This window comes from Streptomyces sp. NPDC127197 (genome assembly GCF_042672405.1).
Lineage (GTDB): Bacteria > Actinomycetota > Actinomycetes > Streptomycetales > Streptomycetaceae > Streptomyces > Streptomyces flavusporus.
In genome coordinates, this window is sequence record NZ_JBHXVG010000037.1 from 24,108 (window position 1) to 48,806 (window position 24,699).

18 protein-coding genes and 1 pseudogene are annotated in these 24,699 nt (G+C 70.3%); 8 read left to right on the top strand and 11 right to left on the bottom strand.

All coding sequences use genetic code 11. The annotated features are described in order from the left end of the window. Nucleotides 1–46: 46 nt before the first annotated feature. Nucleotides 47–1,435: a M16 family metallopeptidase gene (locus ACFVJQ_RS36625; RefSeq protein ID WP_385516323.1), complete on the bottom strand. Its 1,389-nt coding sequence runs from the start codon at nucleotides 1,433–1,435 to the stop codon at nucleotides 47–49. Further along, nucleotides 1,432–2,784 (bottom strand): M16 family metallopeptidase, encoded by a 1,353-nt coding sequence (locus ACFVJQ_RS36630; protein WP_385516340.1) that lies wholly within the window; start codon nucleotides 2,782–2,784, stop codon nucleotides 1,432–1,434. Before ACFVJQ_RS36630 ends, ACFVJQ_RS36625 begins: the two co-directional genes overlap by 4 nt. 330 nt (nucleotides 2,785–3,114) lie before the next feature. On the opposite strand from ACFVJQ_RS36630, the gene ACFVJQ_RS36635 reads away from it, so the two are divergent. Continuing rightward, nucleotides 3,115–5,571: a DNA topoisomerase (ATP-hydrolyzing) subunit A gene (locus ACFVJQ_RS36635; RefSeq protein ID WP_385516322.1), complete on the top strand. Its 2,457-nt coding sequence runs from the start codon at nucleotides 3,115–3,117 to the stop codon at nucleotides 5,569–5,571. On the opposite strand, the gene ACFVJQ_RS36640 is transcribed toward ACFVJQ_RS36635, so the two are convergent. Next, the gene (locus tag ACFVJQ_RS36640) at nucleotides 5,568–6,641 is read right to left on the bottom strand and encodes a CobW family GTP-binding protein (protein WP_385790004.1); all 1,074 of its coding nucleotides are present in this window, start codon (nucleotides 6,639–6,641) and stop codon (nucleotides 5,568–5,570) included. The genes ACFVJQ_RS36635 and ACFVJQ_RS36640 overlap by 4 nt on opposite strands. A gap of 321 nt (nucleotides 6,642–6,962) precedes the next feature. On the opposite strand from ACFVJQ_RS36640, the gene ACFVJQ_RS36645 reads away from it, so the two are divergent. Continuing rightward, nucleotides 6,963–7,514 (top strand): DUF6082 family protein, encoded by a 552-nt coding sequence (locus ACFVJQ_RS36645; RefSeq protein WP_129801055.1) that lies wholly within the window; start codon nucleotides 6,963–6,965, stop codon nucleotides 7,512–7,514. 199 nt (nucleotides 7,515–7,713) lie between these two features. After that, nucleotides 7,714–7,950, top strand: a complete 237-nt coding sequence (locus tag ACFVJQ_RS36650; protein WP_129801056.1) for a hypothetical protein — start codon at nucleotides 7,714–7,716, stop codon at nucleotides 7,948–7,950. A 173-nt stretch (nucleotides 7,951–8,123) separates the two neighbouring features. Here ACFVJQ_RS36650 and ACFVJQ_RS36655 read toward each other — a convergent pair whose 3' ends face one another. Continuing rightward, on the bottom strand, nucleotides 8,124–9,290 hold the full coding sequence (locus tag ACFVJQ_RS36655; RefSeq protein ID WP_385790007.1) for a citrate synthase/methylcitrate synthase: 1,167 nt from the start codon (nucleotides 9,288–9,290) through the stop codon (nucleotides 8,124–8,126). A gap of 97 nt (nucleotides 9,291–9,387) precedes the next feature. Between ACFVJQ_RS36655 and ACFVJQ_RS36660 the strand changes: the two genes are divergently transcribed. The 4 genes from ACFVJQ_RS36660 (at nucleotide 9,388) to ACFVJQ_RS36675 (ending at nucleotide 14,114) form a co-directional block, all read left to right on the top strand. Then, nucleotides 9,388–10,644 carry a citrate synthase gene (locus tag ACFVJQ_RS36660; protein WP_385516319.1) on the top strand — a complete coding sequence of 419 codons (1,257 nt, stop codon included), beginning with the start codon at nucleotides 9,388–9,390 and terminating at the stop codon, nucleotides 10,642–10,644. Between the two features lie 54 nt (nucleotides 10,645–10,698). Next, entirely contained in the window at nucleotides 10,699–11,658 is a 960-nt protein-coding gene (locus ACFVJQ_RS36665) for a sucrase ferredoxin (RefSeq protein ID WP_385516318.1), read from the top strand. Between the two features lie 96 nt (nucleotides 11,659–11,754). Continuing rightward, on the top strand, nucleotides 11,755–13,437 hold the full coding sequence (locus tag ACFVJQ_RS36670; RefSeq protein ID WP_385790009.1) for an ATP-binding protein: 1,683 nt from the start codon (nucleotides 11,755–11,757) through the stop codon (nucleotides 13,435–13,437). Beyond that, nucleotides 13,434–14,114 (top strand): response regulator, encoded by a 681-nt coding sequence (locus ACFVJQ_RS36675; RefSeq protein ID WP_385516316.1) that lies wholly within the window; start codon nucleotides 13,434–13,436, stop codon nucleotides 14,112–14,114. The genes ACFVJQ_RS36670 and ACFVJQ_RS36675 overlap by 4 nt, the downstream gene beginning before the upstream one ends. A 27-nt stretch (nucleotides 14,115–14,141) precedes the next feature. On the opposite strand, the gene ACFVJQ_RS36680 is transcribed toward ACFVJQ_RS36675, so the two are convergent. From ACFVJQ_RS36680 to ACFVJQ_RS36690, 3 genes are all read right to left on the bottom strand, one after another. Further along, the gene (locus ACFVJQ_RS36680) at nucleotides 14,142–15,734 is read right to left on the bottom strand and encodes a cation acetate symporter (RefSeq protein WP_385516315.1); all 1,593 of its coding nucleotides are present in this window, start codon (nucleotides 15,732–15,734) and stop codon (nucleotides 14,142–14,144) included. Beyond that, nucleotides 15,731–16,270: a DUF485 domain-containing protein gene (locus tag ACFVJQ_RS36685; protein ID WP_385516314.1), complete on the bottom strand. Its 540-nt coding sequence runs from the start codon at nucleotides 16,268–16,270 to the stop codon at nucleotides 15,731–15,733. The genes ACFVJQ_RS36680 and ACFVJQ_RS36685 overlap by 4 nt, the downstream gene beginning before the upstream one ends. Before the next feature lie 132 nt (nucleotides 16,271–16,402). Beyond that, on the bottom strand, nucleotides 16,403–18,526 hold the full coding sequence (locus ACFVJQ_RS36690) for a type IIA DNA topoisomerase subunit B (protein ID WP_385516313.1): 2,124 nt from the start codon (nucleotides 18,524–18,526) through the stop codon (nucleotides 16,403–16,405). Between the two features lie 441 nt (nucleotides 18,527–18,967). Between ACFVJQ_RS36690 and ACFVJQ_RS36695 the strand changes: the two genes are divergently transcribed. Further along, entirely contained in the window at nucleotides 18,968–19,198 is a 231-nt protein-coding gene (locus tag ACFVJQ_RS36695) for a hypothetical protein (RefSeq protein WP_224737409.1), read from the top strand. 118 nt (nucleotides 19,199–19,316) lie between these two features. Here ACFVJQ_RS36695 and ACFVJQ_RS36700 read toward each other — a convergent pair whose 3' ends face one another. From ACFVJQ_RS36700 to ACFVJQ_RS36715, 4 genes and pseudogenes are all read right to left on the bottom strand, one after another. Next, entirely contained in the window at nucleotides 19,317–20,165 is an 849-nt protein-coding gene (locus ACFVJQ_RS36700) for a S1 family peptidase (protein WP_385790011.1), read from the bottom strand. Nucleotides 20,166–20,300: 135 nt separating this feature from the next. Further along, nucleotides 20,301–21,839 carry an RNA polymerase sigma factor gene (locus ACFVJQ_RS36705; RefSeq protein WP_385514769.1) on the bottom strand — a complete coding sequence of 513 codons (1,539 nt, stop codon included), beginning with the start codon at nucleotides 21,837–21,839 and terminating at the stop codon, nucleotides 20,301–20,303. 480 nt (nucleotides 21,840–22,319) lie between these two features. Next, nucleotides 22,320–23,207 (bottom strand): FadR/GntR family transcriptional regulator, encoded by an 888-nt coding sequence (locus ACFVJQ_RS36710; protein WP_224736671.1) that lies wholly within the window; start codon nucleotides 23,205–23,207, stop codon nucleotides 22,320–22,322. 162 nt (nucleotides 23,208–23,369) lie between these two features. Beyond that, nucleotides 23,370–24,699: pseudogene (locus ACFVJQ_RS36715) on the bottom strand (hypothetical protein); the annotation flags it as partial.

The following is a 24,699-nucleotide window of genomic DNA, read 5'->3' on the forward strand; positions in this document are numbered from 1 at the left end:
CTTTCGTCACCAGGGCCCCTACGCGCGCGTGCCGCTGTCAGGCCTTCTACTCGGCCGTGACGACGGTGACTTCGCCGATGCCGAGGGCCGCGACAGGCTCCTTGATCTGCGCCGCATCGCCGACGAGGACGGTCACGAGACGGTCCACCGGGAAGGCGTTGACGACCGCCGCGGTGGCCTCGACGGTGCCCGTCGCGGCGAGCTGCTGGTACAGCGTCGCCTGGTAGTCGTCGGGCAGGTGCTGCTCGACCTGGTCGGCCAGCGTGCTCGCGACGGCCGCCGCGGTCTCGTACTTGAGCGGCGCCACCCCGACGAGGTTCTGTACGGCGACGTCCCGCTCGGGATCGGTCAGACCCTGCTCGGCGAGTGTGCGCAGCACCGTCCAGAGGTCCTGCAGGGCGGGACCGGTGTTCGGCGTGTCGACGGAGCCGCTGATGGCGAGCATCGCGGCGCCGCTGCCGTCGGGCGCCGAGCGCAGCACCTGGCCGAACGCGCGCACTCCGTAGGTGTAGCCCTTCTCCTCGCGCAGGACACGGTCCAGGCGGGAGGTGAGGGTGCCGCCCAGGCAATACGTGCCGAGCACCTGGGCAGGCCACACGCGGTCGTGCCGGTCGGAGCCGACGCGGCCGATCAGCAGCTGGGTCTGCACGGCGCCGGGGCGGTCCACGATGACGACCCGGCCGGTGTCGTCGGCGGTCACCGGCGGCACGGGGCGCGGCTGGGCCGGGGCACCGGTCCAGGCGCCCAGGGTGTCACCGAGCAGCGCGTCGAGGTCGACGCCGGTGAGGTCGCCGACGACGACTGCGCTGGCCGTGGCGGGCCGGACGTGCTTCTCGTAGAAGGCGCGCACGGCCGCGGAGTCGATGGCGGCGACCGTCTCCTCGGTGCCCTGGCGCGGGCGCGACATGCGCGAGGTCGCCGGGAACAGCTCCTTGGAGAGCTCCTTGGCGGCACGGCGGGACGGATTGGCCAGCTCGTGCGGGATCTCGTCGAGGCGGTTGCGCACGAGCCGCTCGACCTCGCTGTCGGCGAATGCGGGCGCCCTGAGGGCGTCGGCGAGCAGGCCGAGGGCCTTGGCCAGACGGGAGGCGGGGACCTCCAGGCTCAGGCGGACGCCGGGGTGGTCGGCGTGCGAGTCGAGGGTGGCGCCGCAGCGCTCCAGCTCGGCGGCGAACTCCTCGGCGGAGTGCTTGTCGGTGCCCTCGGAGAAGGCCCGCGCCATGATCGTGGCGACGCCGTCGAGGCCGGTCGGCTCGGCCTCCAGGGGCGCGCCCAGGAGCACCTCGACGGCGACGACCTGCTGGCCGGGGCGGTGGCAGCGCAGGACCGTCAGGCCGTTGTCGAGCGTCCCGCGCGTGGGCGCCGGGAAGGCCCACGGCCTGGCCTCGCCCGCCCGGGGCTGGGGGTGGAACTCCATCGTGGCGAGCTCGGTCACTGGGCCGCCTCCTCGTTGTTGTCGTCGGTGGCTTCGGTGGCGTCGGCGGCGGTCGGCTCGTAGACGAGCACCGCGCGGTTGTCGGGGCGCAGGCGGGCCTTGGCGACCTCCTGGACCTCTTCGGCCGTGACGTCCAGCACGCGCTGGACGGCGGTCAGGGCCAGCTGCGGGTCGCCGAACAGCACGGCGTACCGGCACAGTTCGTCGGCGCGGCCGGCGACCGTGCCGAGCCGGTCCAGCCACTCGCGCTCCAACTGGGCCTGGGCGCGCTCCATTTCCTCGGCCGTGGGGCCCTCCTCGGCGAACCGGGCGAGCTCCTCGTCGATGGCGGCCTCGATGACCGGCACCTCGACGTCACCGGAGGTCTTCACGTCCAGCCATCCCAGGGAGGGCGCTCCGGCCAGCCGCAGCAGGCCGAACCCGGCCGCCACGGCCGTACGGTCACGCCGTACGAGCCGGTTGTAGAGGCGGGACGACTCGCCGCCGCCGAGGACGGTGAGGGCCAGGTCGGCCGCGTCGCACGCGCGCGTGCCGTCGTGCGGGAGCCGGTAGGCGGCCATCAGGGCGCGCGCCGGGACCTCCTCCTCGACGATCTCGCGCAGCTGCTCGCCGATGATCTCGGGCAGCGCGCCGTCGCGCGGGGCGGGCTTGCCGTCGTGGGAGGGGATGGAGCCGAAGTACTTCTCGATCCAGGCGAGCGTCTGCTCCGGGTCGATGTCACCGACGACGGACAGCACCGCGTTGTTGGGCGCGTAATACGTGCGGAAGAACGCGCGTGCGTCCTCCAGGGTCGCGGCGTCCAGGTCGGCCATCGAGCCGATGGGCGTGTGGTGGTACGGGTGGCCCTCCGGGTAGGCGAGGGCGGTCAGCTTCTCGAAAGCGGTTCCGTAGGGAACGTTGTCGTAGCGCTGACGGCGCTCGTTCTTGACGACGTCCCGCTGGTTCTCCATGGACTCGTCGTCGAGGGCCGCGAGCAGCGAGCCCATCCGGTCGGCCTCCAGCCAGAGGGCGAGCTCCAGCTGGTGGGTGGGCATGGTCTCGAAGTAGTTGGTGCGCTCGAAGCTGGTGGTGCCGTTCAGCGAGCCGCCGGCGCCCTGCACCAGCTCGAAGTGCCCGTTGCCCTTCACCTGCGCGGAGCCCTGGAACATCAGGTGCTCGAAAAGGTGAGCCAGACCGGTACGTCCCTTGACCTCGTGGCGCGAGCCGACGTCGTACCAGAGGCACACCGCCGCGACCGGGGTCAGGTGGTCCTCGGAGAGCACCACGCGCAGGCCATTGGCCAGGCGGTGCTCGGTCGCTGTCAGGCCGCCGGAGCCTGCCTGGGCTGTGGCCGTGTGACCCATGGGCATGTACGTCCCTTCGATCGCGGTGCGGTCGGTGAAACCGCCGATTTCTTGCCGTCCTGCCACTGTATGCAAGCGCGCCGACCAGGTGTGAAGTTCCCGGAGCCCGTACGCCGAGAGCGAGAAGCGGGTCACCCGGCGCGAGGCGTAGCCTGCGGGCAGCGCGGGGCCGGGCAGCCGACGACGGGGTCCAGGGTCCGCGTTGTCAGTGGCGCGGTCCACAATGGACCGCGTCAGATCCGTCGAACGCTTCAGCAAGCGTGAGCCGAAGGGGCGCGACAGCGACCTGAGCGCCCCCGTAGGCGAGCGACCAGAAACCAGGAGGAGCCGGCAGCGATGGCCCGCCGCAGCACGAAGACCCCGCCGCCCGACGACTCGTACGAGGAGCGGATCCTCGACATCGACGTCGTGGACGAAATGCAGGGCTCCTTCCTCGAGTACGCGTACTCGGTCATCTACTCCCGGGCCCTGCCGGACGCCCGTGACGGTCTCAAGCCCGTCCACCGCCGCATCGTCTACCAGATGAACGAGATGGGCGTACGCCCCGACCGCGGCTATGTGAAGTGCGCCCGCGTCGTCGGCGAGGTCATGGGTAAGTTGCACCCCCACGGCGACGCCTCCATCTACGACGCCCTGGTGCGCATGGCCCAGCCCTTCTCCATGCGTGTGCCGCTGGTCGACGGCCACGGCAACTTCGGCTCGCTGGGCAACGACGACCCGCCGGCCGCGATGCGGTACACCGAGTGCCGCATGGCCGAGGCCACGAGCCTGATGACGGAGTCGATCGACGAGGACACGGTCGACTTCACCCCGAACTACGACGGCCAGGAGCAGGAGCCGGTGGCCCTGCCCGCCGCCTTCCCGAACCTGCTGGTCAACGGCTCCTCGGGCATCGCGGTCGGTATGGCGACCAACATGCCGCCGCACAACCTGCGCGAGGTCGTCGCGGCCGCCCGCCACCTGATCAGGCACCCGAACGCCGATCTCGACGCCCTGATGCGCCACGTCCCGGGCCCCGACCTGCCCACCGGAGGCCGGATCGTCGGCCTGTCCGGGGTCCGCGACGCCTACGAGACGGGCCGCGGCACGTTCAAGATGCGGGCGACGGTGTCCGTGGAGGACGTGACGGCGCGCCGCAAGGGCCTCGTCGTCACCGAGCTGCCCTTCGCCGTCGGTCCGGAGAAGGTGATCGCGAAGATCAAGGACCTGGTCGGCTCGAAGAAGCTCCAGGGCATCGCCGACGTCAAGGACCTCACCGACCGTGAGCACGGGCTGCGCCTGGTGATCGAGATCAAGAACGGTTTCGTGCCGGAGGCGGTCCTTGAGCAGCTCTACAAGCTGACGCCCATGGAGGAGTCCTTCGGCATCAACAACGTCGCGCTGGTGGACGGCCAGCCCCTCACGCTGGGCCTGAAGGAGCTCCTGGAGGTTTATCTCGACCACCGCTTCGAGGTCGTGCGCCGCCGCTCGGAGTTCCGCCGCGGCAAGAAGCGCGACCGGCTGCACCTGGTCGAGGGCCTGCTCACGGCGCTGGTGGACATCGACGAGGTGATCCGCCTGATCCGCTCCAGCGAGAACTCCGCGCAGGCGAAGGAACGCCTGATGGAGCGTTTCGCGCTGAGCGAGATCCAGACCCAGTACATCCTGGACACACCGCTGCGCCGCCTCACCAAGTACGACCGCATCGAGCTGGACGCCGAGAAGGACCGGCTCACCGCGGAGATCGCGGAGCTGACCCGGATCCTCGAGTCGGACGCGGAGCTGCGCAAGCTGGTCTCCTCCGAACTGGCTGCGGTGGCCAAGAAGTTCGGCACCGAGCGGCGTACGGTCCTGCTGGAGTCCGCGGCGACCCCGGCCGCGGCCGTACCGCTCCAGGTGGCGGACGACCCGTGCCGGGTGCTGCTGTCCTCGACGGGCCTGCTGGCCCGCACGGCGAACGGCGAGCCGTTCGCAGAGGACGCCGACGCCCGGCGCACCAAGCACGACGTGATCGTCTCGGCGGTGCCGGCCACGGCCCGCGGCGAGGTGGGTGCGGTCACCTCGGCCGGCCGCCTGCTCCGGATCAACGTCGTCGACCTTCCGCAGCTCCCGGACACGGCGACGGCCCCGAACCTCTCCGGAGGCGCGCCGCTCGCCGAGTTCGTCTCCCTGGAGGACGACGAGACGGTCGTCTGTCTGACCACGCTCGACGAGTCCTCCCCCGGCTTGGCACTCGGCACGGAACAGGGCGTCGTCAAGCGCGTGGTCCCCGACTACCCGGCCAACAAGGACGAGCTGGAGGTCATCACGCTCAAGGAGGGCGACCGGATCGTCGGCGCGGTCGAGCTGCGCACCGGCGAGGAGGACCTGGTCTTCATCACGGACGACGCGCAGCTGCTGCGCTTCCAGGCCTCGCAGGTCCGCCCCCAGGGCCGCCCGGCAGGCGGTATGGCGGGCATCAAGCTGACGGACGGTGCCAAGGTCATCTCCTTCACCGCGGTCGACCCGGCGGCAGAGGCGGTCGTCTTCACGGTCGCAGGCTCGCGCGGCACGCTGGACGACTCCGTCCAGACGACCGCGAAGCTGACCCCGTTCGACCAGTACCCGCGCAAGGGCCGCGCCACCGGCGGCGTACGCTGCCAGCGGTTCCTGAAGGGCGAGGACTGCCTGTCCTTCGCCTGGGCGGGCGCCACCCCGGCGCGGGCCGCGCAGAAGAACGGCTCGCCGACCGACCTCCCCGAGCTCGACCCGCGCCGGGACGGCTCGGGAGTGTCGCTGGCGAAGCCGGTGGCGTCGGTGGCGGGGCCGGTTTAGGACGACGGTTCGGACGGATCGCCGGAATCCGGTTCCTCGGAGTTCTGGACGTAGCGCAGGACGCCCCACATGCCTTGCTCGTCGGCGTGTGAGGCGTCGCTCTTGCACGCCTGAAGTTCCTTGCCGAGGGTGTGGGCGTCGATGTCGGAGCCGATGAGGACGAGCTGGGTGACACGGTCCGCGCCGGTGGCCCAGGGCTCGGGGTAGAAGCGCAGGAACCGGCCGACGGCGTGCACGAGGTAGCGGTTGCGGGGGTCATGGGCGCCGAAGTCGACGTACCCCTTGATCCGGTACAGCCCCTCGGGCCGGCTGTCGAGGAACTCCATCCACCTGCGCGGGTTCAGCGGCGCTTCGGAGACGAAGGACAGGCTGTCGTAGGCGGTGTGCAGATGGTCGCCGTGCTCGTCCTCGTGATCGTGGTCGTGCAGGTCGTCGAAGGACAGCTGCCCGATGCGCTCCTGCGACGGTCGGCAGTCGAAGAGGAACTCCGGATCGATGCGGCCGTACGTCGCCGGGACGACGGCGGCACCGTCGGTGAGGGAGCGGACGAGGGCGAGGGCGTGTCCGGCGCCGGGCGTCCTGTCGATCTTGTTGACCACGACGAGGTCGGCCAGGCCGAGGTGCCGGTCGATCTCGGGGTGCTTCGCACGGGTGTCGTCGAACTCGGCGGCGTCCACGACCTCGACGAGGCCGCCGTAGACCACGCGGGGATTCTCGCTGGCCAGCACCATGCGCACCAGCTCCTGTGGCTCGGCGAGTCCGCTGGCCTCGATGACGATGACGTCGATACCGGCGCCGGGCCGTGCCAGCCGTTCGAGGTAGACATCCAGCTCACTGGCGTCGACGGCACAGCACAGGCACCCGTTGCCCAGGGAGACCGTGGAGTCCCCCAGCGCACCGGCCACGGCCATCGCGTCGATCTCGATGGCCCCGAAGTCGTTCACGATCGCGCCGATACGGCTGCCGCCGCTGCGGTGGAGGAGATGGTTGAGGAGCGTCGTCTTGCCGGAGCCCAGGAATCCGGCGAGTACGACGACCGGGATCTGCTGCGGGCTCGGGTGCTCCCCCACCGTGCGACCTCTCTCACGCCTACGCGTGCACCGGTTCGCGGTCCGGCGCACCCTACGAGGATTGAATGCCGCCCCAGGATACGAGCACGAAGAATCCCCGCGAAGTGAACGATTGTTAGCAGCGCTTGCGGGGCAGACGTTCGGCAAGGCGCCGGTTCGTGCGACCCTCGCTTCCTTCCGTGCGCCTCCTCTCCGCCTCCCCGCCGATCAGAGCCGCTCGGCACTCTGGGAGACGGCAAGCGCCGCCCACCGCTCGCCGGTCCCCTCCAGTCGACCCGCACCCCGACGACCGGCGGACGGCCGCCTGATTCGGGGGTTGACATGACCACACGGAAGAACACCGCGGGGAGGCTGGCCTCCGCCGCAGCCGGTCTGATGCTCGCGACCGCCACGGTGACGCTGGTTGCCCGCCAGCGGCGTCTTGAGGAGGCCCGCCTGCAAGTGAAGCGACTGGAACTGGAAGAACTCGCGTCCCGCCGCACGACGATCGCTCATCAGCAGCGCATGCACTGGGAACTGTTGTCCAAGGCGATCGACGATCCCTCGCTGGCCGCGGTGATCGACACCTACGACAAGAGCATCCCTGCGGAGAAGCGACGCCAGTTCTTCTACGCGAACGCCTGGTACGTCAACCTCTACCACCTCTACGAAGCAGGAATCCTGGACCAGGAGGAGCTGTTCGGACGCCTGCGCGAGATCTTCCAGAGTCCCCTCCTCCGGGAGTACTGGGAGGCCTCGAGGGCCCAGCGCGCGACTCTGAAGCAGTCGTCCGACGAGGCGAGGATCGGGCTGATGGTCGACGGTCTCATCAGAGACCTCGACGAAGCCGACACCGACGAGTGGTGGGTGGTGGGCAACCCGCCATCGACCTGATGACCGGGCAGCGTGTGACCGCTTGATCACACGCACGGCCGATATCACGGGAGCATGATCACCACGCTGCCGTATGTCACATGGGTCAACTCTTGGGACACCACGGCCCTGCTGAGCGAGTTTGGGCCCCTTGAGGCAGCCGCACCTGTCAGAATGCAGCGCGATACAGTGCCCGAACCTCCGTAAGGACCGGTACCCCTTGAAGATCGTGCGCCGCATCGGTGTGCCTCCGAGCGCCCGTGGCAGTACCTCGGGAGCCAACTGCCCTGACCTCTTCGAGCTGAGCGACGGCAATTTCGCCGTCATCGGCACGGAGGCCACCGAGGCGCTGGAGCGTGAACTGCCTGCCGACGCCTCCCGCGCGGACTACGAGCGCATCGTGATCGTGAGCCGGGAGACCCTGATTCGCGCCAAGGCGGACATCCCCGACGCCTGACATCACCGCACGAGATCGCGTCCACCCCAGACTCGTGCCGTCCATCGCCCCGGCCGCCCGCAACCGTTGAGCGAACCGGAGCCCGTCGGGCGAGCAGACCGGCATCCCGCGCCTGCTCGATCCCCCCACCGATGAGGCCTGGCGTCGGAACGACACCAGGCCGCACGCGTTCGTCAGGCCGCCTCCGGCACCTTGACCGGCGCCCCCGGCCCCACGTACCGCGCCGCCGGGCGGATGATCTTCGGGTCTTGCGCCTGTTCCAGGATGTTGGCGCTCCAGCCCACCACCCGCGCCGCCGCAAAAGTCGGTGTGAACATCTCGCGAGGCAAGCCGCAGAGCTCCATCACCACCCCCGCGTAGAACTCGACGTTGGTGTGCAGTTCACGGCCGGGCTTGAGTTCGGCGAGGATCGCCTCCACCCGGCGCTCGACCTCCACCGCGAAGTCCACCAGAGGACCGCCGAACTGCTGAGCAATGCCGCGCAGCATGCGGGAGCGAGGATCCTCCGTACGGTAGACGGGGTGGCCGAAACCCATGATGCGGTCGCCGGCGAGGACACGTTCCCGGATCCACGAGTCGATTCGGTCCACCGTGCCGATCGCGTCCAGCGTGTCCAGCGCCCGACTGGGCGCACCCCCGTGCAGCGGGCCGGACAGCGCTCCCACCGCTCCCACGAGACATGCCGCGACGTCGGCGCCGGTGGACGCGATGACCCTGGCGGTGAAGGTTGATGCATTGAATCCGTGATCAATGGTTGAGATCAGGTATTGCTCGATCGCCCGCGCCCGCTGCGGGTCCGGCTCCGAGCCCGTCAACATGTAGAGGTAGTTCGCCGCATACGGCAGGTCCTCGCGGGGCGGCACCGGCTCAAGTCCCTTCCCCAGCCGGTGCAACGCCGTGAGTACGGTCGGTACCGCCGCGGCAGCCACGACGGTGTCCGCGCGGCGCCGGTCCGCGTCGATGTCGTACACGGGGGGGAAGTCCTGCGCCGCGCCCAGCAGGGACAGCGCCGTACGCAGCCCGGCGAGCGGGCCGGAACGTCCGCCGGCCGCCGCGATGGCGGGCAGCGCCGCCGACACCTCGTCGGGCAACCGCCGCAGCGCCGCCGTCTCGGCAGCGAAGGCGGCACCTCGTTCGCCGTCCGGCAGCTCGCCGTGGACCAGGAGATGCCAGACGTCCTCGAACGCGCGGGATTGTGCGAGTTCGACGGCGGAGTACTGGCGGTAGTGGTAAAAGCCCTCGAGACCCCGTACGTCACCGATCTGGGTGTCGGTCACGACGACACCCGCGAGTCCCCGCGGTACGTCGACAGAGGTGGCTGCGGACCTGTTGACGGACATGATTTCCTCCCTGAACTTGATTTGACTGTCTATGCTTGACTAATTGCTGTCAATATTGACTCAATCAATGTGTCGTCCAGGCGGATACGGTGACCCCATGCACGATCAAGAACCGGACCCCGTCCGGCGGGAACAGCGGCTGAGCACCAAGGAGGCCGCCGAACTGCTCGGCGTGAAGCCCGAGACCGTGTACGCCTACGTGAGCCGCGGTCAGCTCAGCAGCGAACGCGTGCCCGGCGGCCGGGGCAGCACGTTCGACGCCGCCGAGGTGGAGGCGCTCGCTCGGCGCAACAGGCGGGAGACCGGAGGGAATCCGGGCACCGGCACCGATCTGTCCGTACGCACCCGCATCACGCTCATCGACAAGGACCGGTACTACTTCCGGGGTGTCGACGCGACCGAGCTGGCCGCACGCCACTCCTACGAGGAGATCGCCGAGTGGCTGTGGACCGGACACCTGCGCCCGGGCGTCACTTTCGATGCACCCGAGGCATCCGTCTCCGTCGCCCGCCGCGCCGTCGACGCCCTGCCCGAACACACCGGCGCCACCGACCGGCTGCGCGTCGCCGTGATCGCCGCGGCAACCGCGGACCCCCTGCGCTTCGACCTCTCCGAGGAAGCCGTGCTGGGTACGGCACGCGTCCTGATCCCCACCGTCGTCGCCGCACTCCCGCCCGTGCGACGCACCCACCGCGGCGAGGGCCCGCTGGCGCACCGCCTGTGGGCGCGGCTCAGCGGGCGGGACCCCGACGAGGCGTCGCTGCGCGCCCTGGACACCGCTCTCGGCCTGCTCGTCGACCACGACCTGGCCGCGTCGACGCTCGCGGTGCGCGTGGCGGCGTCGGCCCGCGCACACGCCTACGCCGCCGTCTCCGCCGGGCTCGGCGTGATCGAGGGCCCCCTGCACGGGGCGGCCAGCGGGCTCGCCCATCGGATGCTGCTCGACGTCCTCGACCAGGGCGACGCAGCGCCCGTGGTCGCGGAGGAGCTCCGGGCCGGCCGCCGCATCCCGGGGCTCGGGCACCGGCTCTATCCCGGCGAGGATCCACGCGCGCGTGCCCTGTTCCGCCTCCTGGAGGACATCCCCCAGGCAGCGCCCGCCCTGGCCGCCGCACGGGACGTGGCGGCCACCGCCGCCCGCCACACCCCGCTGCACGCCAACGTCGACCTGGCACTGGCCGTGCTCACCACGTCCTGCGCGATGCCGGCCACGGCCGGGGAGACGATCTTCGCAGTGGCCCGTACGGCGGGCTGGATCGCCCACGCGCTGGAGGAGTACCGGGAGCGGCCGTTGCGGATGCGTCCCAGTGGGCACTACGTGGGCGCAAAGCCGCCGCAGCCCCTGCCGGAGTAGGACACGAACGGGGCCGGAAGTCATCCTGAACGAAGTCAGGTTAGGCTCACCTCTGTGAGTACGTGCGCGACCGTCTCGCGGGACTTCGACGAGCCCATTTCCGGAACCGCGGCCACAGCAAGGACCTGGCTCCTGCTGGAACAGCCGGGTCCGTGGGGCGCCAGGGCGCTCACTTCGAGCCACCTGGACCCCGCACTGGGCCGCGCACTGGAGGCGGCCGCCAAGGGCACGGGCGTACGGATCGCGCTCATCCGCCGTCCCGGGCGCCACGCCGACTGCGGCACGCCGGCGGTGCGCCGGCTGTACGCGGCCCACACCACACCGGGCAACGCGTGGCTGCACACGGCCACGACCGCCGACCCGGAGCGGTTGCTCGACCTCGACTTCACCGCGCTCGGTTCGGGTGACCACCGCACCTTCGACACCGCGCTTCAAGGCCGCCCGCACACCGGCGGTCCGCTCGCGCTCGTCTGCACCAACGGCAAGCGCGACCGCTGCTGCGCCCTCCTCGGCCGTCCCCTCGCGACCGAGCTCGCCGCCTCCGGGGTGGGGGGCATCTGGGAGGTCACTCATCTGGGCGGTCATCGCTTCTCGCCGACCGTGCTCGTCCTGCCGTACGGCTACGCATACGGCCGCGCCGAGGCCCACACCGTCAAGGAGGTCCTGCACGGGGTCCAGGGGGGCCGGATCGTCCTGAAGGGGTGCCGCGGGAGCTCGGCCTGGGAACGGCCCGGTCAGGCGGCCGAGCTGGCCGTGCGTACGGCGGTGCACGAGTTCGCGGCGGACGCGCTGAGCGTCGTACGGACCGAGAACGCAGTACGGACGGACGGTGCGGCGCCTCGCTGGGAGGTGACCGTGGCGCATGCCGACGGACGCCACTGGCGGGTCGTGGTGGCCCAGGGCGCGTCCCTGCCGCCCCGCCCGGAGAGCTGCGGAACCTCGGTCCTCGGCGCCCCGGCGCGGATGGACGTGGTGGCCGTGCGCGAACTGACACCGACGGCGCTCGCGAGCTGACCTCCCGGCCCGCCCGAGGGTGGCCCGGGCCGGCCCGGACGCGAGGTCCACACCTCCCTCTACGGCAGAACCGTTCCCCCACGTACCGTCATGGGTATGAGCCGGACTCACCCCATGCGCCGCCTGCGCCTAGGCCTGCCACGCCGGGTGTTCTCGCAGGTGCTGCTGATGCAGGTGGCGATCGCCGCGGGAGTCGCGGTGCTCGCCACCGGACTGTTCCTCGCACCCCTGAGTGACCAGCTGGACGACCAGGCCATGCGGCGAGCGCTCGCGATCGCGCAGACCACCGCGGCCCAGCCGCAGCTCGCCGAGGAGCTGCAGCGGACGCCCGCGACGGCCGACGGGCCGGTCCAGCGGGAGGCGGAACGGATCCGGAACGCCACCAAGGCCGAGTACGTGGTGGTGATGGACCGGTGGGGCGTGCGCTGGTCGCACACCGAACCCGCGGAGATCGGCAGGCACGTCTCGACGGACCCCAGCGAGGCACTGGCCGGCCAGGAGGTCATGGAGATCGACGAGGGCACCCTGGGCCGTTCCGCGCGCGGGAAGGTGCCGTTGCGCGACGGCGACGGGGACATCGTCGGAGCCGTCTCGGTCGGTATCGCCTACGACAGTGTCCGCGCCCGGCTCATCCACGCGATCCCCGAGCTGCTGGCGTACGCCGGTGGTGCCCTGGCCGTCGGCGCGCTGGCCGCCTGGCTCATCTCCCGGCGGGTCCAGCGGCAGACCCGGGACCTGGCCTTCTCGGACATCGCGGGCCTGCTGGCGGAGCGCGAGGCGATGCTGCACGGCATCCGGGAGGGTGTCGTCGCCCTGGACCGCACCGGCCGCATCCGCCTGCTGAACGACGAGGCGCAGCGTCTGCTGGGCATCGGGAACCAGGCCGTGGGCCGCTCCCCCGACGAGGCGCTCGGCGCGGGACGTACGGCCGATGTGCTGGCGGGCCGGGTCACGGGCACCGACCTGCTCACCGTGCGCGGCCGGCGCGTCCTGGTGGCCAATCGCATGCCCACTGGCGACGGCGGCGCCGTGGCCACCCTGCGCGACCGCACCGAGCTGGAGGAGCTCGGCCGGGAGCTGGACTCCACACGCGGCCTGATCGACGCCCTGCGCGCCCAGGACCACGAGTACGCCAACCGTATGCACACCCTCCTGGGGCTGCTCGAACTGGAGATGTACGACGACGCCGTGGAGTTCGTCGGAGAGGTCGTCGGCGCCCACCGGGACACTGCGGAACAGGTCACCGAGAAGATCAAGGACCCGCTGCTGGCCGCCCTGCTGGTCGGCAAGGCGACCGTCGCCGCCGAGCGGGGCGTCGCGCTGCGGATCTCGGGGCACACCCGGCTCCCGGACCGGGTGATCGACGCCAGGGAGCTGGTCACGATCGTCGGCAACCTGGTGGACAATGCGCTCGACGCCGTCGCGGGCACGCCGCACGCGCGCGTGGAGGTCGAATTGCACGCCGAGGGGCGTACCGCGGTGCTCACGGTGCGGGACACGGGGCCCGGAGTTCCGCCGGAGCTGCGAGAGTTGATCTTCACCGAAGGGTGGTCCACGAAGCGGCCGCCGGCGCACCGTGAGCGGGGCATCGGGCTCGCCGTGGTCCGCAGGCTGGCGGAACGCCACGGCGGATCGGCCACCGTGGGCGAGGCGGCGGGCGGCGGCGCTGAGTTCACCGTCGTCCTGCCCGAGGCGCTGGCGCTGGCCGAACCGGACCCGGAGCCGGCCCTCACCGTGCCATCAGGTCAACCGGCCGCCGCCGAGGAGGAGTCGCGATGATCGAGGTCCTGGTTGTGGACGACGACACCAGGGTTGCGCGGGTGAACGCCGCGTACGTCGAGAAGGTGCAGGGCTTTCGTGTCGCCGGAGAGGCGCACAGCGCGGCCGAGGCGTTGTGTCAGCTGGAGGCGCTGCCTCAGGTGGACCTGGTCCTCATGGACCACTACCTGCCCGACGAGACGGGTCTCGCGGTCGTGCAGGAGATGCGCCGACGCGGCCACCAGACGGACGTGATCATGGTCACGGCGGCTCGCGACATCTCAACGGTCCAGGCGGCGATGCGGCAGGGCGCCCTGCAGTACCTGGTCAAGCCGTTCGCCTTCGCAGGGCTGCGCGCCAAGCTGGAGGCGTACGCGGAGCTGCGCCGGACCCTCGACAGCGGCGGTGAGGCGGAACAGGCCGAAGTGGACCGCATCTTCGGCGCGCTGTCCGCGCCGTCGGAGCCGGATCTGCCCAAAGGGCACTCCCCCACCACCGCCGAGCTCGTACGGCAGTCCCTGATGAACGCCGAGGGCCCTCTGTCGGCCCAGGAGATCGCCGAACGGACCGGGGTGAGCCGTCAGACCGCTCAGCGCTATCTGAAGCTCCTGGAACGCACGGGACGGGCCACGCTGACCCTCAAGTACGGCGACGCGGGCCGCCCGGAGCACCGTTACGTGTGGGCGACCCGCGCCTGAGGACACGGTCGGGAGGAACTCCGGTTCCTACACGGCACCCGCCCCGGTCAGGGACCGCACCTGGGTCTCCGCGTGCTTGGCCTCGTCCGGTGCCTCCGCCGAGGTGACCGTGCCGAGCCAGCCCGCGAGGAAGCCCAGGGGGATCGAGACGAGGCCCGGGTTCTGCAGCGGGAAGTACTGGAAGTCCAGGCCCGGGAACAGCGATTCGGGGCTGCCCGACACAACCGGTGACAGCAGCACGAGCGCCACGGCCGGAACGAGCCCGCCGTAGACGGCCCACACCGCTCCGCGGGTGGTGAAGCCACGCCAGAACAGTGAGTAGAGCAGCACCGGCAGATTCGCGGACGCGGCGACGGCGAAGGCGAGCCCCACGAGGAAGGCGACGTTGAGGTCGCGGGCGAGGATGCCGAGCGCGATCGCGACCACGCCGATACCCACTGCGGCTGCCCGTGCGACGCTCACCTCGCTGCACTGCTCGGCCTTCCGACGGCGCAGTGACGCGTAGAGGTCGTGGGCCACGGACGCCGAGGAGGCGAGCGTGACTCCTGCGACCACCGCGAGGATGGTGGCGAAGGCGACGGCGGCGACGATCGCGAAGAGAACCGTTCCTCCGGTGGAATCCGCGCCGCCGCCCAGGTCGAGTGCCAGCAGCGGAACCGCCGTGTTGCCGGCCGCGTTCGAGCCGCGTACCGCCTCAGGTCCCACAACCGCCGCCGCACCAAAACCGAGGACGATCGTCATCAGGTAGAAGCCGCCGATGAGCCCGATCGCCCACACGACCGAACGCCGCGCCGCCCGCGCGGTGGGCACGGTGTAGAACCGGGACAGAATGTGCGGCAGCCCGGCCGTCCCCAGCACCAGGGCGAGACCGAGGCTGATGAAGTCGAAACGGGCGGTCCAGTCCCCGCCGTACGTCAGCCCCGGCGCCAGGAACGCGTCCCCATGACCGCTGCGCTCCGCCGCGGAGCGCAACAGGTGGTCGAAGTCACCGTGGAACCGCACCAGGACGAGCACGGTCAGGGCGATCGCCCCGCCCATCAGCAGGACCGCCTTCACGATCTGAATCCACGTGGTGGCCCGCATCCCTCCCAACGACACATAGATGACCATGAGCGCCCCGACACCGATGACGGTCCAGGACTGCGCCGCCTCGCTCGTCCCGCCCAGCAGCAGCGCGACCAGGCTGCCCGCACCCACCATCTGCGCCACCAGATACAGAACGGACACGGTGACGGAGGAAGTTCCCGCCGCGATCCGCACCGGCCGCTCCCGCATCCGCGCGGCGACGACGTCGGCCAGGGTGAACCTGCCGCAGTTGCGCACCAGTTCGGCGACCAGGAACAGCACCACGAGCCACGCCACCAGGAAGCCCACCGAGTACAGCAGCCCGTCGTAGCCGAAGAGCGCGATGAGCCCGGAGACGCCCAGGAAGGAGGCGGCCGACATGTAGTCGCCGGCGACGGCAAAACCATTCTCCATGGGCGAGAAGAGACGTCCGCCCGCGTAGAACTCCTCCGCCGAACCACGCCGGTTGCGGCTCACCCAGGCCGTGATCCCCAACGTGATGGCGACGAACCCGCTGAACAGCAGCAGCGCCAGCGTCTGATGATTACCCGTCACGACGCACCGCCTCGCACGCTGCGGGCCAGTTCCTGGGTCTCCCAGCGCAGTTCGAGCGCGGCCCGATCCCTGCGCAGGCGTGCATGCCGGGCATACGCCCAGGTCAGCAGGAAGGTGCTGAGGAACTGCCCGAGCCCGGCCAGCATCGCCACGTTCACCGCGCCCACCACGGGCCGGGCCATCAGTCCCGGAGCCGTCGTCGCCGCGACGACGTACGCCACGTACCAGACGAAGAAGCCGGCCACCGCCGGCACCACGAACCTCCGGTACCGGCTGCGCACCTCCTGAAAGGCAGCGCTGCGCTGTACCTCGAGGTAGACCTGGCCCGCGGCCACCGCCCGGTCCGCGGGCTCGGATCCTCCCGTACGCGCCGCCGGAACGGCCGTCACGGGCTCCGCCGCGCCACCCGACTCGCCCCAGCCGGAGGCCAGGGCGTCGTACCAGGGATCGTCGTACGGGTAGTGATCCTCGGTCTTCTCGAACGGACTCGCGGGACCGCCCCCGCTTTTGCAGGAACGATCGTTGCTTGCGTGCATGCCCAAGCATGGACAGACCGGGAAGATCCCTGACTCTTCTTCCCTCTGCCCTTCACCCCATCAGGTGACCGAAGCCGCTGCTGGAGCCGAGGACGACAGTCACCCGCCCCCGGCTCCGGCCCAGCGCACCGGTCACGCGTCGATACGCGACCGGTCCAGCGTCGCCGCCGAGTTGGAGATGAACTCCTTGCGCGGGGCGACGTCATTGCCCATCAGCAGGTCGAACACCTGCTCCGCTGCCTCCAGGTCGGAGAGGTTGATCCGACGCAGGGTGCGGTGGCGCGGGTCCATGGTCGTCTCGGCCAGCTGGTCGGCGTCCATCTCGCCGAGACCCTTGTAGCGCTGGATCGAGTCCTTGTAGCGGATGCCCTTGCTCTGGAACTCCATGAGCTTGTCGCGCAGCTCACGGTCCGAGTACGTGTAGACGTACTTGTCCTGGCCCTTCTTGGGCTGGATGACCTCGATCCGGTGCAGCGGCGGCACCGCGGCGAACACCCGGCCTGCCTCGACCATGGGCCGCATGTAGCGCTGGAACAACGTCAGGAGCAGGCAGCGGATGTGGGAGCCGTCCACATCGGCGTCGGTCATCATGATGATCTTGCCGTAGCGGGCCGCGTCGATGTCGAACGTCCGACCCGACCCCGCTCCTATGACCTGGATGATCGCGCCGCACTCGGCGTTCTTGAGCATGTCCGTGACGGACGACTTCTGGACATTGAGGATCTTGCCGCGGATCGGCAGAAGCGCCTGGAACTCGGAGTTCCGGGCGAGCTTGGCAGTGCCGAGCGCGGAGTCTCCCTCGACGATGAAGAGCTCACTTCGGTCCACGTCGTCGCTGCGGCAGTCGGCGAGCTTGGCGGGCAGCGACGAGGACTCCAGTGCCGTCTTGCGGCGCTGCGCGTCCTTGTGCTGGCGGGCGGCGATGCGGGTGCGCGCGGCGGCGACGACCTTCTCCAGGACCACGCGGGCCTGCTGGGCGGCATCCCGCTTGGTGGCGGTGAGGAAGGCCTTGAGCTCCTTGGAGACCACGTTGTTCACGATGCGACGGGCCGCCGAGGTGCCGAGCACCTCCTTGGTCTGCCCCTCGAACTGCGGCTCGGCGAGGCGGACGGTGACCACCGCGGTGAGGCCCTCCAAGGCGTCGTCCTTGACGACGTCGTCCTCGGCGACGCGGAGCAGCTTCTTGGCGCGCAGCACCTCGTTCACCGTCTTGGTGACGGCCTGCTCGAAGCCGGCGACATGGGTGCCGCCCTTGGGCGTGGCGATGATGTTGACGAACGACCTGACGGTCGTGTCGTAGCCGGTCCCCCAGCGGAGTGCGACGTCGACACCCAGCTCGCGGGTGACCTCGGTGGGAGTCATCTGGCCGTGCTCGTCGAGGACGGGGACGGTCTCCTTGAAGGTGCCGTGTCCGGTCAGGCGGAGGATGTCGCAGACCGGCTTGTCGGTGGCCAGGAACTCACAGAACTCGCTGATGCCGCCGTCGAAACGGAAGGACTCCTCGCCCTTGCTGCCGCCCTCGCCGAGGCCGTACTCGTCCCGGACGACGATCGTCAGGCCGGGCACCAGGAACGCCGTCTGGCGCGCGCGCTGGTGCAGGTTCTCCAGGGAGAGCTTGGCATCCTTGAGGAAGATCTGGCGGTCGGCCCAGTACCGCACGCGCGTGCCGGTGCGGGTCTTGGGGATCTTCTTCGCCTTGCGCAGGCCGCCCTTCGGCTCGAACTTCGCGTCCGGTCCCAGCGCGGCGAAGGCGCCGGGGACGCCCCGTCGGAAGCTGATGGAGTGGGTGTGGCCGCCGCGGTCGACCTCGACGTCCAGCCGGGCGGACAGGGCGTTCACGACAGAGGCGCCGACGCCGTGCAGGCCGCCGGAGGCCGCGTACGAGCCGCCGCCGAACTTGCCGCCGGCGTGCAGCTTGGTCATGACGACCTCGACACCGGAGAGGCCGGTCTTGGGCTCGACGTCGACCGGGATGCCCCGGCCGTTGTCCCGCACCTCCACCGAGCCGTCGTCGTGCAGGATCACCTCGATGTGGTCGCAGTACCCGCCGAGGGCCTCGTCCACGGAGTTGTCGATGATCTCCCACAGGCAGTGCATCAGGCCACGACTGTCCGTCGAGCCGATGTACATGCCAGGTCGCTTGCGAACGGCCTCCAGCCCCTCCAGGACGAGCAGGTGCCGCGCGGTGTAGTTGGAACCGTCCCGGTCTGCTCCTGCCAGCAGCGCTGTGGACGGCACGGACGTTTCGGCGGTCACGCGGTTCGCTCCTCGCTGAATTTCATTGGGGGCCCATCTGGGTAAGGGCACGGCTTCGGTTGCCGCTCAGAGGGTACCGAGGCCTGGTAGAGCCGTTGTAACGCCACCCTCGCTCCGAACTCAGACTAGTCCAGAGTCGCATACACGTTCGATCCCTCGATGGAGTGAAGCACACATCACGTTCCCTTCGAGGCATGAACCATTTAGGCTCCGGGCACGTCCTCATGAACAAACCGGCAAGCCAGCCGGGAGGACCGACACCGACAGACTGCGCGAACCCGTAAGACACATAGACACGCAATACGGCACATTCGCCGCCAACCGGCAGCAGACAGCCTCCTCGGAAAAATTTTTCGAGGAAAAGCCGCGAGCGGGAACGTTTTCGGGCTGGTTGGATGTTGACCCTGGTACGACAGCTCGTCGAGCTAGAGAAGAGGCGACGTGACTACTGTTCTGACCCCCGCGAGCCCGCTGACGGCCGCTGATCGCTGCGACCGCTGCGGCGCCCAGGCGTACCTGCGCGTGGTCCTGCTCAGCGGCGGAGAACTGCTCTTCTGCGCCCACCACGGTCGCAAGTTCGAGCCGGAACTCAAGAAGATCGCCGCTGAGATACAGGACGAGACGGAACGCCTGACCACCGCTCCGGGCACCGCTACCGAAGAAGAGCGCTGACCCTCCGTCCACGACGAGCCAGCCCGATACAGGCCGGTGAGCGGGCGGCCACCTCTGCTGTCAGGGGCGGCCGCCCGTCCTCGTCCCAGGCGGTCCCGCTCGGGCTCCGCCAGAGCCCCTACTTCGACTCTTGTACGGCGCTCTCCCAGCCCAGCCTCCGGATGACGTCGGACACCCGCGTGTAGACACCCGGGCTGCCGGCCCGTCCGCAGCCACTCCCCCAGGACACAAGCCCGATCAGCTTGCCCTGGGCGACCAGCGGCCCCCCACTGTCCCCCTGGCAGGCATCCCGGCCGCCCACCTTCTCCCCCGCACACACCATGGCGTCGGCCAGATACGCACCGCCGCCCACACCGGGGTAGGCCTCCTCGCAGAGGGTGTCGGGCAGCACGTGCACGCGTGCGGCCCGCAGTCCGGCGGCGTAGTCCCCGGCCCCTGTGACATCGCCCCAGCCGTAGACCATGGCGCCGGTACCGGCTTCGTATGCCGGATCGCCCGCGGCGGCCATGCCCATGACCGCGCCGCGCGGCAGCGACTCGGCGAGGGTGAGCACGGCGAAGTCCCCGGCGTTGCTTTCACTGTCGTACTTCGGATTCACCCAGCTTTCGCGTATGGGGATCTCCCGGCCCTCGGCCGAGCGCAGATCCGTACGCCCCGTTATGACCTTCAGGTCGCGCGTCTGCTCCGGCGGTGCCCCCAGCGCGTCCTCGGAAAGGCAGTGGGCCGCGGTGAGAACGGTCTTCGGGCCGACCGCCACAGCGCCGCAGAACTGTCCCGACCGCGTACCCCCGAACCGGTCACGGCTGGACAGGGCCACCGCCCAGGGGCTCTCGGAGGCATCGACCGGGAAGCCGCCCACGACAATGCCGTCTGCGGCCGCCGGGGCGACGGCAGCCAGCGGTATCGCGGACAGAGCGGCCGCCAGGACGAGCGGCCGGGCCAGCGCACGGACAAAGGGACGACGCATGCGTACTCCTCACTCTGGGGTGCCCATGGGAAACCCAGAGTGATCCAGTAGACGGAGCGCCGCACCCGCTCCGCCCCACGTCGAAGGCCCGGCACCCCTCGGGGTGCCGGGCCTTCGACGTCGTACGACCGCGACCTAGTCGAGGTAGTCCCGCAGCACCTGCGAACGCGACGGGTGGCGGAGCTTCGACATGGTCTTGGACTCGATCTGGCGGATGCGCTCACGCGTGACGCCGTACACCTTGCCGATCTCGTCGAGAGTCTTCGGCTGACCGTCGGTGAGACCGAAGCGCATCGAGACGACGCCCGCCTCGCGCTCGGACAGGGTGTCGAGGACGGAGTGCAGCTGCTCCTGCAGGAGCGTGAAGCTGACCGCGTCGGCCGGGACGACGGCCTCGGAGTCCTCGATGAGGTCACCGAACTCGCTGTCGCCGTCCTCGCCCAGCGGGGTGTGCAGGGAGATGGGCTCGCGGCCGTACTTCTGGACCTCGATGACCTTCTCCGGGGTCATGTCGAGCTCCTTGGCCAGCTCCTCCGGGGTGGGCTCGCGGCCCAGATCCTGGAGCATCTGGCGCTGCACGCGCGCGAGCTTGTTGATGACCTCGACCATGTGCACCGGGATACGGATGGTGCGGGCCTGGTCGGCCATGGCGCGGGTGATCGCCTGACGGATCCACCAGGTGGCGTACGTGGAGAACTTGTAACCCTTGGTGTAGTCGAACTTCTCGACCGCGCGGATCAGACCGAGGTTGCCCTCCTGGATGAGATCCAGGAAGAGCATGCCGCGGCCGGTGTAGCGCTTGGCCAGGGAGACCACCAGACGGAGGTTGGCCTCCAGGAGGTGGTTCTTGGCGCGGCGGCCGTCCTCGGCGATGATCTCCAGCTCGCGCTTGAGCTTGGGCGCGAGCTTGTCGGAGTTGGCGAGCTTGTCCTCGGCGAACAGCCCCGCCTCGATGCGCTTGGCCAGCTCGACCTCCTGCTCCGCGTTGAGCAGGGGGACCTTTCCGATCTGCTTGAGGTAGTCCTTGACCGGGTCGGCGGTGGCACCGGCTGCGGCGACCTGCTGGGCGGGAGCGTCGTCCTCGTCCTCGTCGGACAGCACGAAGCCGGCGCTCTCGGTACCCTCGGGCTCCTCCGCGCCGCCCTTGGCCTCCTCGAGCACCTCCTCCTCGATGAGCTCGGCGTCGTCCTTCTTGGCGGCGGTCTTCTTCGCGGGCGCCGCCTTCTTGGCGACGGTCTTCTTGGCGGCCGCCTTCTTGGCGGTCGTCTTCTTGGCAGCGGCCTTCTTCGCAGGCGCTGTTTCCTCGGCCGGATCGTCGACGGCAGGGGCGGCGGGGGCAGCCGTGGAGGCGGTGGCCTTGCTGGCCGCCACCGTCTTCGCCGCGACCGTCTTGGTGGCGGTGCGCTTGGCCGGACTCTTCGCTGCGACGCTCTTGCGGGTGCGCTTGGGCTCTGCGGCACTGACCATCAGCGTCACACCCTCTTCCTCGAGGATCTGGTTGAGGCTGCGCAGTACGTTCTTCCACTGAGTGGCCGGAATCTGGTCGGCTTCGAAGGCCCGACGCACGTCATCGCCGGCGATCTGCCCCTCAGCCTTTCCCCGCTCAATGAGCGCCATGACAGAGACGGACTCGGCGATCTCCGGCGGGAGCGTACGGGATGTGCTGGCCGACACGAACAACCTCTCGGAATGTTGGAAAACGACTTCCGGTCCCGTCCACAGCGGACAGGAGCCGACCGCCGACTGGGGATGGCCGACGGCGCGGGCGGGGGCCGGGAAGATGCACAGCGCCATGAATGGCGTCCGTATTCCCTCCGCGGCTGTCACCTCTTAGGTCATCGCGGTGCCGCCGCGAGCGTTACGCCCAATCTGCGTGGCCCGAGTCACACCACGTAAGCACTCAAAAACGGTCAGATACAGACAGAGGGGGACACCTGGGGGTGCAGAGAGGTCGCCCAGTGGGCGGCCTCGACCGGCATCAACCTCAAGGCGTCACCGCGCCGCTCGCACCGTCGAACTCAAGGCCTCACCGCGTCGCGCCGTCGGACCCGCGGATCGAGAAGGATCCTGCGGGGTCCGACGGAGGACGGCTCGCCGGCCGAGAGATGCCGGGGAAGGAAACACCTTTCGGCCGCGACGCCCCGCGGTGTGCGGTCAGTGCTCGCGCGGGGCGGGCACCACGCGCTCCACCTCGGGGTGGACGGTGAGCAGCTGCCGCATCGCCGCCTCGGCCGCAGCACCGTCGCCGGTGGCCAGGGCGTCGACGATGCGGCCGTGGTGGGCCAGGGAGGTCTCGTTCGGCCGGTCACAGCCCGTGGCCGGGCCGCCCGACACATGGAGGGCGGCGGAGACGATGCCGGAGAGGTGCTCCAGCATGCGGTTGCCCGCGACCTGGATGAGCAGCGAGTGGAACTCGGCGTCGGCGCGAGCGAAGGTGAGCGCGTCACCCCGCCCCAGGGCGTGGCCCATGATCTCCACCATGTCGGCCAGCCTCTGCTGGATGTCCTCGCGTCCGTGCCCGGCGGCCAGCCGCGCGGCGAGCGGTTCGATCGTCCACCGTAGCTCGCTCAGCTCGCGGTGCTGATCGTCACGCTGCGGCCCGAAGGCCCGCCATTCGATGATGTCCGGGTCGAGCAGGTTCCAGTCACTGACGGGACGCACGCGCGTGCCCACGTTGGGGCGGGCACTGACCAGGCCCTTGGCCTCCAGGACGCGGAGCGACTCACGGACGACGGTGCGGGAGACTTCGAAGCGCTGGCCGATCTCCTCGGGCACCAGCGGACGGTCGGCCCCGAGGTCGCCCGAGACGATCATCTGGCCCAGCTGCTGGACGAGTTGGCCGTGCAGTCCGCGTCCGCGGCTGCCCGCGGCGCGCCGGCCCGCACGGCCCAGCTCGGGGTCCGCGCCCTCCCAGGCGGGGGCGCCGACGCGGTCGGGGGCAGGGGCCTCGGCGTAGGGGTAGCGGTCGGCTTCGCCCGGGCCGGAGAGGCCGGAGTCTGCGGAGCGGGCGGGGGTCATCATGGTGTGCGCAAGGGTACTCACGGATCCTTTGTCGGCGCCCTCTTCAACTGCCTTGAGGTCTTTGGTGAAAAGCACACGAAAGGGTGATCGCTCACCCCATCGCAATTGACGCCTTATCGGAAAGAAATGGGCTTTCCCGAGGGAGTTGTGCACAGTCCGGGATCGGAAGGGTGCGGACGGTGGTCATCGGGTCCTGCTCCGTAGGGTCGTGAGCAGAAACGCGCAGAGCAGGGCGGTCAGGGACAACGTCAGGGCGCCGCCCACGGGTTGGGCAATCACCCGGGCCAAGGCGGACAGATAGCGCTCTCCCCCGAAGGGCCACTGCAGCAGGAACAGCTCGCGCGCCCGCATGGGAAGCCCGGCCGCGGTCCGCACGGAAGGCCCCTCGAAGGCCTTTTGTACGAGGGGTACGACGACAATCGGCACGGCGACCACCGCGGCAAGCCCGCCCGCCGTGGACCGGAAGACGCCGGCGGCCAGCACACCGGCCCAGGCACATCCCACCGTGAGCCCGAGCCAACTCGCGGTCAGGGAGAGCCAGTCCGAGGGAACCTGCACGAGCTCCCGTCCATATACGAGATAGAGCACTTCGGCGTCGCAGCCCAACGTGAGGACGGCCAGGATCAGCGCAGTGGCCGCGGAGACGAGGAGCTTGGCGGCGAGCAGCCCCAGCCGGCGTGGCACCGTGCCGCGGTCCGCCGCCAGTGCGGGATAGCGGAACTCGTCTCCGAAGGCCAGCGCCCCGAGCAGGCCCGCACCGAGCGCCGCGGGCGGCAGCGGCATTTCCTGCGGCCACGCGGCGAGGAGGCGTGCCTGTGGTGTGTGTCCGACGCCGGCGAGAAATACGGCGGTCAGCGCGGACACGACGAGTACGACGGCCCCGGTGACAAATCCGGTACTCACTCCGGCGGCCCGCCGCAGCTCGTATCGCAGAGGGCGGAGGGGGCTGGGAGCTGGGCGGACGGAGATGGGGGGTGGGAGCGGAGGGAGGGCGTCGGGGATACGAGGGGCGGTTGGGGCGGGGTGGGCGGGCAAGGGGGCCGGGTCGGTGGCGGCCGAGGCGGGGCGCGCGGCGGGTGGAGGGCGGTGGGCAGTAGTGGGGGTGGGGTGAGCGGGTTGCTTCGCGGAGGGCGTGACCACGGATGCGGGGCGTTGTGGCTCCGGGCCTGTCGACGCGTCGGGGTGCGGTGAGTGGTTTGCCGTCGGGGGCGGGCCGGCGGGCGACGTGCGGGCTGCGGCCTGGGATGCGGCGGCATCCGGCCGGGGGGCCGTGACCGAGTCCGCTCCGTGGTCGGCGTCGGCGTGCGGGGTATGGCCGGCCGAGGGGGACGTCGTGGCGTGGGACGTGGCGACCGTGCCCTGTGAAGCAGCGGCATCCGACCGAGGGCCGGGGACCGAGTCCACGCCGTGGTCGGCATCGGCGTGCGGGGTATGGCCGGCCGAGGGGGACGTCGTGGCGTGGGACGTGGCGACCGTGCCCTGTGAAGCAGCGGCATCCGACCGAGGGCCGGGG